Here is a 12,343-nt window from a genome sequence, read left to right as displayed (position 1 = left end):
CTTATACAAGCCCGTCCAGCACATCCACGAGCCGCGCCAGGTCTTCCTCGCGCGAGAGACGGTGATCGCCATCCTTCACCAAAGTGAACACCACGTCGTCCTCGGCAAGGCAGGTGACGAGGCGCATGGCATGCTGCCACGGCACGTCCTCGTCGCGCGCGCCCTGGAGGATGCGCACCGGGCAGCCCACCGCGAAGGGCGCGCCGAGCAGGCTGTGCCGCCGCCCGTCCTCGATCAGGGCGCGGGTGATGACATAAGGCTCCTCGCTATAGGCGGAGGGGCGGGCATAGCGGCCGGTGGCCAGGATCTCGTCCTTCACCTCCTGCGGGAAGCGCGCCCACATGAGGTCCTCGGTGAAGTCCGGGGCGGGGGCGATGAGCACCAGGGCTTTCAGCCGCGCCGCTGCCGCGCCCCCTTGCGCCGCCAGGGCCTTGGCCAGCAGCAAGGTGATCCAGCCGCCCATGGACGAGCCCACCAGGATCTGCGGGCCCTGCGTCGCCTGCTCGAACACCGCCTTGGCGTCCGCCAGCCAGTCCGAGATGGTGCCGTCCTCGAAGCGGCCGCCCGAGGCGCCGTGGCCGGAATAGTCGAACCGCACATAGGCCCGGCCACGCTCCGCCGCCCAATGGGCCAGTGCCTCGGCCTTGCTGCCCGTCATGTCGGACTTGAAGCCGCCCAGCCACATCACCCCCGGCCCCTGGCCGGGAATGGCGCGCACCGCAATGCGGCGGCCGTCGACATCCAGATGGGTTTGCGTCTCGGCTCCCGGTGTCATGGCTTGCCCTCTGGCTCAGGCGGGGGTGGCGAAATAGCGGTCGATGATGTGGGCGTAGATCTGCGCCAGCGCCACGAGGTCGGCGACGGGGGTGGCCTCGTCCACCGCATGCATGGTCTTGCCCACCAGGCCGAATTCCACCACCGGGCAGATGTCCTTGATGAAGCGGGCGTCCGACGTGCCACCGGAGGTGGACAGCTCGGGCTGGCGGCCCGTCACCTCGGCGATGGCGGTGCTCACCAGGTCCACGAAGGGGCCAGGCGCCGTGAGGAAGCTCTCGCTTCCGCCGGCGCGGATCTCCAAGCTGTAGGCGATGCCCTCGCCGACCTCGGCGAGGCGGCGGCGGATTTCCGCCTCCAGGCTGGCGAGGCTGTAGGTGTCGTTGAAGCGCACGTTGAAGCGCGCGGTGGCTTCGGCGGGAATGACGTTGAAGGCCGGATTGCCCACGTCGATGGACACCACTTCCAGGTTGGAGGGCTGGAAGTGCGCGGTCCCGGCATCGAGCGGAGTGGCCAGCAGCGCGCCGACGAGGCGCACCAGCTTGGGGATGGGATTGTCAGCGAGATGCGGATAGGCCGCATGGCCCTGCCGGCCGGTGACGGTGATGACCCCCGACAGCGAGCCGCGCCGGCCGATCTTCACCGCATCGCCCAGCGCCTGCGGATTGGTGGGCTCGCCCAGCACGCAATGATCGATGCGCTCGCCCTTCGCCTTCAGCCACTCCACCACCTTGATGGTGCCGTCGAGGGCAGGGCCTTCCTCGTCGCCGGTGATGAGGAAGGACAGGCAGCCTTGGGCAGGCCGGCCGTGAGCGAGCGCCGCGGCGAGGGCGGCGCCGACCCCGCCCTTCATGTCCACCGCACCGCGCCCGTAAAGCTGGCCGTCCACCACCTCGCCGGAGAAGGGGCCATGGCGCCAGTGGGCGGCATCGCCGGGCGGCACCACGTCCACATGGCCAGCGAAGCACAGGTTCGGGCCGGCCTCGCCGATGCGGGCGTAGAGATTGGCGATGGCAGGACCGCCGGTGTCGAAGGTCAGCCGTTCCACCGTGTAGCCCGCTGCCTCCAGCGTCTGGGCCACCACTTCCACGGCGGCGCCGGAATGAGGCGTCACCGAGGGGGTGCGCAGCAGCGCCTGGGTCAGGGCGAGGGCTTCGTCGGCAAGGGTGTCTTTGCTCTTGACGGGGCGTGTGGGGGTGCTCATGGAAAGCATATTCCGTACCGAGGTCGCGCCGTTCTTAGAGCGCTTTCGCGCCGGAGGGAAATGCGCCCCGGGCGGGCTGCCTTGGATGCGCCGCGTTTGACGTCTTGGAAGGCCGGCAGGAGGACCTTGCATGATCCGTTTGTTCGCGCGCCGGGCCGGCCCCGTCGGGGGGCTCGTGGCGAGCCTCGCCATTGCCCTGGTCCTTGCGGCCGCGCCCGCGCTTCAGGTGAACGCGCAAACGCCCGCCCCGCCGCCTGCCGCCGCCCCGGCTGCCCAGGGCAGCCCGGCCCCCGCCGCGGCCGCCGCCCCGCCGGCCGCCGCCCCGGCGCCCGCGCCTGTGGATCCGGTGGCGCAGTCGGCGCGGGAAAAGGCCGAGTCGCTGCGGGTGGTGCTCGACAGCCTCGAGGCCGCCCTGCGCGTGGAAGGCCTGCGGGCCAACGATCTGGATGACCTGCGCGCCCGCCTTGATCCGGTGCGCAAGGATGTGCAGCGCCTCGCCGATGACCTGGCGCCCCGCCTCAACAGTGCCAAGTCGCGCCTCACCGAGCTCGGCCCGGCGCCGAAGGAGGGGGCGCCGGCGGAAAGCGCCACCGTCACCGCCGACCGCCAGCAATTGGACGCGCTGAACGCCCAGCTTGAAGCCGCGCTGAAGCAGAACCGGGCCCTGGCGGCCCGGGCGGACCAGGTTTCCGACACCATCGCCAGCCGCCGGCGCATCCTGTTCGCGGGCCAGCTGTTCGATCGGTCCGCCAGCATTCTGGATCCCCGCCTGTGGAGCGATGCCGCCTCGGCGCTGTCCGTGGAATGGCGCTCCATGAGCTATCTGGCCTCGGACTGGCTGGGCTATGCCCGCCAGCGCCAGGACGGGCCGATCATCGCCGCGATTGCGGGCGGCGCCATCGCCATTTTCCTCGCGATCTATCTGATCGGCCGCAAGCTGCGCACGCGGCTGCGGCGGCCGGCACCGGCCGACGGCGAGACCTATCATCGGCTGCGCGCCACCCGGGAGGCGCTGAAGATCGCCTTCTTCAACGCCCTCATCACGCCCGCCGCCACGGTGGGTGCCTATGCGTTCCTGACCGGCTTCGAGCTGGTACCGCCCCGGGTGGGGGAGGTGCTGAACGGACTGGTGATCGCCGTGTGCATCCAGTCCGTAGCCATGGCCATGTCGCGCGCCGTTCTGGCGCCCTACGAGCCCTGGCGCCGCCTTCCGCCGGTCTCCGATGAGAGCGCGCGCGTCACCCACCGGTATTTTTCATGGACGGTGTGGACCTTGTCCATCGCCGTCTTCCTTAACGGCATGCACCGGTCGCTCTTTGCCCCGGTGACGTTGACGGTGGCCACCAGCGCCATCATGGCGCTGCTCATCTCCGTCTTCATCGCCCGCGGCCTCATCCTGCTGGCGCAGGAGGCGCCGGACGACGAGGACGAGACACCCGCCAATTATGATCCGGCCGCGGGCAGCCCCAAGGGGTCCGTTCTGCGACCCTGGGCGCGCTTCCTGGTCTGGGTTGTCCTGGTGGTGCTGCTAGGCGCGCTGGTGGCCGGCTATGTGAGCTTTGCCGCCTTCATCGCCGCGCGCATGGTTCTGGCGACGGCGGTCTTCGGACTGCTCTATCTGCTCTTCAACCTGGTGGATTCCTTCCTCGCCAGCATCCGGCCGGACACCCACCAAGCCAAGGTCTTCGCCAAGACGCTGGGCCTTGGGCCCACCAAGCTGGAGCTGATCGCCATTCTCCTGGGCGCGATCCTCAAGATCGCGGCGGCGATCCTGGGCTTCATGCTGGTGGCGGGCAGCTGGGGCGCCTCCAGCGCCGATGTGCTGGACACCATCGAGCGCGTTTCGTTCGGCGTCCGCATCGGCAACACCACCATCACCCTGTGGAACGTTTTGTATGCCGTGATCCTGCTGCTGGTGGGCGTGGTGGTTGCGCGCACGGTGCAGCGGTGGATGTCGAGCCAGGTGCTCCCCCGCCTCGGGCTGGAGCCGAGCCTGCAAAGCTCCATCTCCACCGTCATCGGCTATGTGGGCACCATCCTCGCCATTGCCGTGGCCATGAGCGAGATCGGGCTTAACCTCGAGAACATCGCCCTGGTGGCCGGCGCGCTCTCCGTGGGTATCGGCTTCGGCCTCCAGTCCATCGTCTCCAATTTCGTCTCCGGCCTCATCCTGTTGGCGGAGCGGCCGATCCGGGTGGGCGACACCATCAATGTGAAGGGCGAGGAGGGCTATGTCCGCCGCATCAGCGTGCGGTCGACGGAGATCGAGACCTTCGAGCGGTCCACGGTCATCGTGCCCAATTCCGATCTCATCACCGGGATGGTGAAGAACTTCACCCATTCCAACACCACGGGCCGGGTCATCGTCTCCATCAACGCCACCTATGACGCGGACGTGGACGAGGTGCGCGACATTCTGGTGGGATGCGCCTGCGACCATCCGCAGGTGCTCCAGACCCCGCCGCCCCGCGTCTTCCTGTCCAAGTTCGTGGAGGGGGGCATGGTGTTCGAGCTGCGCTGCGTGGTGGCGAACGTGGACTATGCGCTCACCGTGAAGTCCGATCTCCACTTCTCCATTCTCACGCGCTTCCGCAAGGCCGGCATTGGCATGGCCTGCCAGCCCTGGGCCGCCCTGGCCCGGGCACCGTCCGCCCTCGTTCCCCCCTCCGAGGAGGACGAGCCGCCCCCGCCCACCACCGAGGATCTGGACATGCCGCCCACCAAGGGGGCGGAGGAGAAGGCGGCAAAGGCGGCGCGCTAACGCTTCCTCAACCAGGCCGGCGTCACATGGCGCCAGTTTGTTCCCACACGCGGAGGCCGCCATGCGGTTCGCGCCCCTTTTCGTGCTCCTGTCGCTCGGCCTTTCCCTGGGCCTTGCGGCCTGCAGCTCGGCGCCTACGGAAGATGCCAAGCCGGCCTTCTATGACAACCTCGCCAAGACCGGTGAGCCGGTGAATCCGGAGGCCGCGGCGGCGCTGCTGAATTCCTATCGCGCCACCAAGGGCCTGTCACAGGTCACCATCGACCCGACGCTGACGCGCATCGCGCAGGACCAGGCCAATGCCATGGCCGCCGCCGATACCCTCTCCCACGAGGTGGGCGGGCGCACCTTCGTCACCCGCGTGAAGGCGGCGGGCTATTCCCCGGCCATCGCGGTGGAGAATGTGGGCGCGGGCTATCACACCCTGGCCGAGGCCTTCTCCGGCTGGCGCGATTCCCCGCCCCACAACAAGAACATGCTGACCCCCGGCGTGACCCGCATGGGGATCGCCACCGCCTTTGCGCCCAAGTCCAAGTACAAGGTCTATTGGGCGCTGGTCCTGGCCCAGCCCGACGAGAAGTCGCGCTGAGGTCCGCCGGTGCGGCCCCCGGGGCTGCACCGGTGCTCGGCACCGCAAAAAGCGTGTTACCTTCATCTCGCACGCGCGAAATGAAGTGGACGAGGGCGCGCGCGCGATCTAGCTTGTTTCCTGCCTAAGCTTTAAGCAGGACATGCCGGATTGCTTCTCACCGCGTTTCCCGCCTCGGACCCTTATGAGCGGATGCGCGCAGCGTTCCGCTGGCAGATTCCCGCCCGCTACAACATGGCCGTCCATGCCTGCGACGGCTGGGCGGCGCGTGAGCCCGAGCGCCCGGCGCTGCTGTTGAAGGGGCGGGATGGGTTTTCCCCCTTGAGCTACGGCACCCTGGCGGCCCGCTCCAATGCCCTGGCCCGCGCCCTGGCGGCCCGCGGCATCGGCGCTGGTGACCGGGTGGGCATTCTTGCACCGCAATGTCCGCAGGTGCTCATCAGCCATTTCGCACTTTACAAGCTTGGCGCCATCGCGGTGCCCCTGGCGGCCGTGTTCGGCTCCGACGCCATTGCCTATCGCCTCACCGATTCCGGCGCCAAGGGCCTGATCGCCGACGCGGCAGGCTTCGCCAAGGTGGGGGAGGGGCTGCCTGGCCTTGAGGTTCGCATCTGCATGGACGGTGCGGGCGGCGGACTGGAAGGCTTCGACGCGTTGGTGGCGGACGCGAGCCCGGCCCCGCTCGACATCACCACCGGCCCGGACGATCCGGCGCTGATGATCTACACCTCCGGTACCACGGGCCAGCCCAAGGGGGCGCTTCACGCCCATCGGGTGCTGATCCCGCACGTGGCCGGACAGGTCTTCACCCATGACGACCTGCCCCAGCCGGGCGACCGCATGTGGACGCCATCGGACTGGGCTTGGGCCGGCGGGCTCCTGAACACCGTGCTGCCGGCGCTGGCCCATGGCGTGCCGGTGGTGGTGCAGCCGCCCGGCAAGTTCGACCCCGAGGCCGCCTTCGCGCTTCTGGCGGAGGCGGAGGTCCGCAACGTCTTCATTCCCCCGACCGCGCTGAAGATGATGCGGGCGGTGGCGCGGCCCCGTGAGCGGTTCGGCTTTTCGCTGCGCACCGTCGGCTCGGCCGGCGAGGCGCTGGGCGCCGAGACCTTCGCATGGGGGCGGGAGGCGCTGGGCGTGCCGGTGAACGAATTCTACGGCCAGACCGAATGCAACTATGTCATCGGCTCCAATGCCCGCCTGGGCGTCGCCCGCGCCGGCGCCACCGGCAAGGCGGTGCCCGGCCATGAGGTGGCGGTTCTGCGCGAGGATGGCAGCGCGGCTGACGTGGACGAGATGGGCCAGATCGCCGTGCGCACGCCCGATCCTTCCCTTTTCCTGTGCTATTGGAACCGCCCGGAGGCGACCGCCGACAAGTTTCGCGGCCCCTGGATGCTCACCGGGGATCTGGCCCGGCGGGATGGCGACGGCTTCATCCATTTCCTCGGGCGGGATGATGATGTCATCACCTCGGCGGGCTATCGTATCGGACCGAGTGAGATCGAGGATTGCCTGCTGCGCCATCCCAGCGTGGCCTTGGCGGCGGTGGTGGGCAAGCCCGACCCGGTCCGCACGGAAATCGTGAAGGCCTTCATCGTGCTGGTGCCGGGCGCCGCGCCGAGCGAGGGCCTTGTGGGCGAGCTTCAGGACTTGGTGCGCAATGCGCTCGCCGGCTACGAATATCCGCGCGAGGTGGCCTTCGTGGAGGAATTGCCGCTCACCACCACCGGCAAGGTCATCCGCCGGCAGCTGCGCGCGCGCGGCTGATCCTTCAGAATGAGGCGGTCGCCCCGTTGAGGCGCGGCTGCCAGATCGGCATGCGGGCGATCAGCACCCGGTAGGGCCCCAGGAACAGGGCGATCATGGCCAGCTTCACCGCATAGTCGCACAGGGCCCAATTCTGCCAGGGCAGGTCCGTGCCGGCGAAGGCCAGGGAAAAGAACAGCACCGTGTCCACCGCGCTCGACACGAAGCCGGACATGAGCGGGGGCAGCCACCAGGCGCGCCGGCGCAGCCGGTCGAACACCGCCACGTCCAGCAATTGGGCGCACAGGAACGCCGTGCCCGAGGCAAAGGCGATGCGCGGGCTCGCAAAGGCGATGGACAGGAGCACCGCCAGGGCAAAGCCCACATAGACCACGCGCCGCGTGCGGCTGGGACCCAGCCGGCGGTTGGTCAGATCGTTCACCAGGAAGGTGACGGGATAGGTGAAGGCGCCGTAGGTCAAATAGTCCGCAAGGCCGAACGGCTCGAACGGAAACTGCACGAGGATATTGGCGGCAAGAACCGCCGTGCACATGCAGAAAACCGCGAGCGCGAACGCCCGCGGTTCAGAACCTTTGGCGAAGATCAGCCTGGACACGCCGGTCAGGCGGCCGCGCTGGCCTCAGCCTGAGCCTTGGCGATCTGACGCTTCAGCTCGAGCGCGAGGGGAGAGAGCTCCTCGGCGCGGGCCTTCTTGAGGAAGGCATCGAGGCCGCCGCGGTGATCCACGCTCTTGAGCGCATTGGCGCTGACGCGCATGCGCACGGAACGGTTCAACGTCTCGCTCTGGAGCGTCACGTTGCACAGGTTCGGCAGGAACCGGCGCTTGGTCTTGCGGTTCGAGTGGCTCACGAGGTGGCCGGTCAGAACCGCCTTGCCGGTCAGGTCACACCGCCGGGACATGGCAGAAGTCCTTCAAATTCGTTGCGCGAAGACGAGGGTGTCCAGGGCCGAAAGGCCCTTCGTCGCCCACCCGTCTTATCGGGAAGGCGCTCGTATAAGCGGCTAAGAGACCATCGTCAAGGTGCGCGCGCCGCTTGCGTGCGGCGGCACGCGCTCCGTCATCGCCTCGTCTCACGCATTGGCGCCGCCGTCCACAGTGAAGCTGGCGCCGGTGATCTGGCGGCCCGAGGGGCCGGCGAGGAAGGTCACCATGTCGGCAATGTCCTGCGGGGTGCCGAACTGCTTCAGCGCCATGGAGGCGAGCTGCACCGCGCTGCCGGGGCCGTCGGCGGGGTTCATGTCCGTGTTCGTGGAGCCGGGCTGGACCACGTTCACGGTGATCTTGCGCTCTCCCAGATCGCGGGCGAGGCCGCGCGTGAAGGAGACGAGGGCCGACTTGGTCATGGAATAGACGGAGATGCCGGGCATGGCGACGCGCTCGCCCAGGCACGAGCCGATATTGATGATGCGCCCGCCCTCGGAGAGGAGCGGGATGGCCGCCCGGGTGGTGAGCACCACGCCACGCACATTCACGCCGATGAGGGCGTCGATGTCCTCCAGGCTCATGGTCTCCAGCGGGCCGCCGCGACCGATGCCAGCATTGTTTACGAGAATGTCCAGGCCGCCGAGCGTGCTCGCGGCCTCTTTCACGGCCGCCTCCGCCGCCGCGCCATTGGCGGCATCCGCCTGGATGGCCTGGCCGTGCCGGCCGAGCGCCTCGATCTGCTTGACCACCTCGGCGGCGCGGTCGGCGGAGCGCTCATAGGTGATGGCCACGTCCGCGCCGGCCTTGGCGAGGGTCAAGGCGATGGCGGCGCCAATGCCGCGGCTGGCGCCGGTGACAAGGGCTTTCTTGCCGGCGAGATCCTGTCCGTTGTGCTGCATGGGGCTCTCCTGTGGGAGGATTAATATAATGATCGTTACATAAATAGACTCGCAAACAGCCGTCAAGGCATTATTTAATGGACGATACAGAAAGAGGAGCGGGAGCCGGACATGGCGGCGCGCGGGCGGCCCAGGGGCTTTGATCGGGACGTGGCCTTGCAGGCCGCCATGGAGCTGTTCTGGCGCAAGGGCTTCTTCGCCACCTCCATGGCCGACCTCTGCACCGCCATGGGCATCAATGCGCCCAGTCTCTATGCCGCCTTCGGCAGCAAGGAGGCGCTCTATGAGGCGGCGCTTCAGCATTATTCCCACGCCGCATCGCCGCTCATCTGGGGCGCGTTCGAGGCCGCTCCCACCGCGCGGGAGAGCATCACCGGCCTTTTGATGGCGTCGGCCGCCAACCTGTCGGGTGCGGACCGGCCGCCCGGCTGCATGGTGACGCTCTCCACCGCCGGCCAGGAAGGCTGTGCGCGGCTGGGCGAAGTGGTGGCGCAGGCGCGGGCAGAGGGCGAGACCATGATTGCGGCGCGCCTGCGCCGTGCTGTCGCGGAGGGGGAGCTCTCGCCGGGCTGCGACATTGCCGCCCTCGCTGCTTTCTACGCCTGCGTCCAGCATGGCATGTCCATCGAGGCGCGCGACGGTGCCGATCGTCAAAAGCTCGAGGCCATCGCCCGCTGCGCCTTGTCCGCCTGGCCGGTGCTCACCGGCGGGGGCGTGGCTCCTCCGGCAGGAACAGGGTGCGCGCCTCCTGCACCTCCCGCACGATGAAGTCCGCCGCCACGCGGATGCGCGCCAGGGTGCGGGTGTCCGCATGGGTGATGAGCCAGAAGGTGCGGGTGATTTCCACCTCGTCGGCAAGTAGCGGGAGCAGGTCGTCCTCCCCATCCGCCATGAAGCGCGGCAGCACGGCGATGCCGGCGCCCGCCTTCACCGCCATGAACTGGGCCACGAGAGAAGAAGAGCGCACGCGCGGCCGCAAGTCCTTGGCCACCAGCGGGGCATAGTCCAGCTCGGGCGCATAGAGCAGCTCGTCCACATAGGAGATGAAGGTGTGCCGCAGCAGCGCCGCCCGCGTCTCGATGGGGCCGTGGGCCGAGAGGTAGTCGCGCGAGGCATAAAGGCGCAGGCGATAGTCGGTGAGCTTGCGGGCGTGAAGCCGCCCCTGCTTCGGCCGGCTCAGGGAGATGGCGATGTCCGCCTCGCGCTTGGTGAGGTTGAACACCCGCGGCATGGCCAGGAACTGCACCTCCAATTCCGGATGCCCCGCCGCCAGCCGCCCCATGCGCGGGGCGAGGAAGAAGGTGCCGAAGCCATCCGGCGCGCCGATGCGCACGGTGCCGGCAACCCCCAGGTCCGCCCCGCCAATCTCCTGCTGGGCGGCGGAGGCGAGCGTCTCCATGGCTTCGGCCGTGCCCAGCAGGCGTTCCCCCGGGGCGGTGAGCACATAGCCCTGCGGTTGGCGGTCGAACAGCTTCGCGCCCAGCCTCTGTTCCAGCGCGCCGATGCGCCGGCCGACCGTGGAATGCTCGACGCCGATCTGCCGCGCCGCCACAGTGAGCTTGCCGGCGCGGGCGACGGCGAGAAAATAGCGCAGGTCCGACCACTCGAACTCGCCAGCGGCCATGGGGGAGGGCTCCGATGTGCGAAAAAATGCACGCGCATGGTGCGCGAATTCGCCTTTATGTGCAAAAAACCATAAGCCATTGTGCCGGCCAACAAGCGGACCGTAATCAAGAACCCCTTAGGAGGCGCCCATGCGCGAGATCGGACATTTCATCAACGGCAAGCATGTGCCCGGCACGTCCGGACGCTATGCGGATGTGTGGCAGCCCATGACGGGCGAAGTGGTGGGCCGCGTCGCGCTGGCCTCCACCGCCGAGATGCGCGCCGCCGTTGAGAACGCCAAGGCCGCCCAGGTGGGCTGGGCCAACACCAATCCCCAGCGCCGCGCCCGCGTGCTCATGAAGTTCCTGGAACTGGTGCAGCGCGACTATGACGCGCTGGCCGACCTGCTGGCCCGCGAGCATGGCAAGACCGTTCCCGACGCCAAGGGCGACATTCAGCGCGGCCTGGAAGTCATCGAGTTCGCCTGCGGCATCCCGCATTTGCTGAAGGGCGAGTTCACCGACGGTGCCGGCCCCGGCATCGACGTCTATTCCATGCGCCAGCCGCTGGGCGTTGTGGCCGGCATCACGCCGTTCAACTTCCCCGCCATGATTCCCATGTGGAAGTTCGGCCCCGCCATCGCCTGCGGCAACGCCTTCATCCTGAAGCCCTCCGAGCGCGACCCCGGCGTGCCCATGCGCCTCGCCGAACTGATGATCGAGGCCGGCCTGCCGGCGGGCGTGCTGAACGTGGTGAACGGCGACAAGGAAGCGGTCGACGCCATCCTGGACGATCCGGACATCCAGGCGGTGGGCTTCGTGGGCTCGTCCTCCATCGCCCAGTACATCTATTCCCGTGCTGCCGCGACGGGTAAGCGCTGCCAGGGCTTCGGTGGCGCCAAGAACCACATGATCATCATGCCCGACGCGGACATGGACCAGGCCGTGGACGCCCTCATCGGCGCCGGCTACGGCTCCGCCGGCGAGCGCTGCATGGCCATCTCGGTGGCGGTGCCCGTGGGCCAGGAGGCGGCCGACCGGCTGATCGAGAAGCTGGTGCCCCGCGTGGAGAGCCTCAAGATCGGCCCCTCCACCGACGTGACCGCCGACTTCGGCCCCCTCGTCACCCGCGAGGCGCTGGAGCGCGTGACCAAGTATGTCGACATCGGTGTCCAGGAAGGCGCCAAGCTCCTGGTGGACGGCCGTGGCTTCAAGCTCCAGGGCTATGAGAATGGCTTCTACCTGGGCGGCTGCCTGTTCGACCATGTGACGCCGGACATGCGCATCTACAAGGAAGAGATCTTCGGCCCGGTGCTCTCGGTGGTCCGCGCCAAGGACTATAAGGAAGCGCTGCGCCTGCCCACCGAGCATGAATATGGCAATGGCGTCGCCATCTTCACCCGTGACGGCGATGCCGCCCGCGACTTCGCCTCCAAGGTGCAGGTGGGCATGGTGGGTATCAATGTGCCGATCCCGGTTCCGATCGCCTACCACACCTTCGGCGGCTGGAAGCGCTCGGGCTTCGGCGATCTCAACCAGCATGGCCCGGATGGCGTGCGCTTCTACACCAAGACCAAGACCGTGACCTCGCGCTGGCCCTCCGGCGTGAAGGACGGGGCGGAGTTCGTCATCCCCACCATGAACTGACGGTCTCCTTCGGAGACGGACAATCGCGGTGCGGGGCCGCCCCCGGGCGCGGCAAGGCCCCGAGCGCGCCCGCCGCCCAGAGAATCGGGCGCGCCCCCCCCCCAGGCCCCCAACACCAAACAACGTCCCGGACCGGGCGGCAACCATTTTTCCCGCGAAGTAAAACCCCAGGG

The 12,343-nt window shown here is 68.4% G+C and carries 11 protein-coding genes; 5 read left to right on the top strand and 6 right to left on the bottom strand.

Annotated features, from left to right (window positions below; all coding sequences use genetic code 11):
* Position 1: 1 nt before the first annotated feature.
* Together ACT54L_RS04255 and dapE are read right to left on the bottom strand one after the other, a co-directional pair.
* Positions 2-775, bottom strand: coding sequence for an alpha/beta hydrolase (locus tag ACT54L_RS04255; RefSeq protein WP_476084282.1), 774 nt, complete (start codon positions 773-775; stop codon positions 2-4).
* A 15-nt stretch (positions 776-790) separates the two neighbouring features.
* On the bottom strand, positions 791-1,978 hold the full coding sequence (gene dapE / locus ACT54L_RS04250) for a succinyl-diaminopimelate desuccinylase (protein WP_476084281.1): 1,188 nt from the start codon (positions 1,976-1,978) through the stop codon (positions 791-793).
* A gap of 130 nt (positions 1,979-2,108) precedes the next feature.
* Here dapE and ACT54L_RS04245 point away from each other — a divergent pair, with 130 nt between their 5' ends.
* The 3 genes from ACT54L_RS04245 to ACT54L_RS04235 all read left to right on the top strand — a co-directional run bounded on the left by ACT54L_RS04245 (position 2,109) and on the right by ACT54L_RS04235 (position 7,095).
* The gene (locus ACT54L_RS04245) at positions 2,109-4,739 is read left to right on the top strand and encodes a DUF3772 domain-containing protein (RefSeq protein ID WP_476084280.1); all 2,631 of its coding nucleotides are present in this window, start codon (positions 2,109-2,111) and stop codon (positions 4,737-4,739) included.
* A gap of 61 nt (positions 4,740-4,800) precedes the next feature.
* On the top strand, positions 4,801-5,328 hold the full coding sequence (locus ACT54L_RS04240) for a CAP domain-containing protein (RefSeq protein ID WP_476084279.1): 528 nt from the start codon (positions 4,801-4,803) through the stop codon (positions 5,326-5,328).
* 192 nt (positions 5,329-5,520) lie between these two features.
* Positions 5,521-7,095, top strand: a complete 1,575-nt coding sequence (locus tag ACT54L_RS04235) for an AMP-binding protein (RefSeq protein ID WP_476084278.1) — start codon at positions 5,521-5,523, stop codon at positions 7,093-7,095.
* Positions 7,096-7,099: 4 nt separating this feature from the next.
* Here the strand turns inward: ACT54L_RS04235 and ACT54L_RS04230 are convergent, their stop codons facing one another.
* From ACT54L_RS04230 to ACT54L_RS04220, 3 genes are all read right to left on the bottom strand, one after another.
* On the bottom strand, positions 7,100-7,627 hold the full coding sequence (locus ACT54L_RS04230) for a queuosine precursor transporter (protein ID WP_476084277.1): 528 nt from the start codon (positions 7,625-7,627) through the stop codon (positions 7,100-7,102).
* Between the two features lie 68 nt (positions 7,628-7,695).
* On the bottom strand, positions 7,696-7,995 hold the full coding sequence (rpmB, locus tag ACT54L_RS04225; RefSeq protein WP_476084276.1) for a 50S ribosomal protein L28: 300 nt from the start codon (positions 7,993-7,995) through the stop codon (positions 7,696-7,698).
* 171 nt (positions 7,996-8,166) lie between these two features.
* On the bottom strand, positions 8,167-8,919 hold the full coding sequence (locus ACT54L_RS04220; protein ID WP_476084275.1) for an SDR family NAD(P)-dependent oxidoreductase: 753 nt from the start codon (positions 8,917-8,919) through the stop codon (positions 8,167-8,169).
* A 111-nt stretch (positions 8,920-9,030) separates the two neighbouring features.
* On the opposite strand from ACT54L_RS04220, the gene ACT54L_RS04215 reads away from it, so the two are divergent.
* The gene (locus ACT54L_RS04215; RefSeq protein WP_476084274.1) at positions 9,031-9,687 is read left to right on the top strand and encodes a TetR/AcrR family transcriptional regulator; all 657 of its coding nucleotides are present in this window, start codon (positions 9,031-9,033) and stop codon (positions 9,685-9,687) included.
* On the opposite strand, the gene ACT54L_RS04210 is transcribed toward ACT54L_RS04215, so the two are convergent.
* Positions 9,620-10,543 (bottom strand): LysR family transcriptional regulator, encoded by a 924-nt coding sequence (locus ACT54L_RS04210; RefSeq protein ID WP_476084273.1) that lies wholly within the window; start codon positions 10,541-10,543, stop codon positions 9,620-9,622. The genes ACT54L_RS04215 and ACT54L_RS04210 overlap by 68 nt on opposite strands.
* A 130-nt stretch (positions 10,544-10,673) precedes the next feature.
* On the opposite strand from ACT54L_RS04210, the gene ACT54L_RS04205 reads away from it, so the two are divergent.
* Positions 10,674-12,170: a CoA-acylating methylmalonate-semialdehyde dehydrogenase gene (locus ACT54L_RS04205; protein ID WP_476084272.1), complete on the top strand. Its 1,497-nt coding sequence runs from the start codon at positions 10,674-10,676 to the stop codon at positions 12,168-12,170.
* Positions 12,171-12,343 lie beyond the last annotated feature (173 nt).

This window comes from Aquabacter sp. DMC10 (assembly GCF_056314145.1).
The sequence above is the reverse complement of the archived record's forward strand: the minus strand, read 5'-3'. Positions and strand labels throughout refer to the sequence as shown.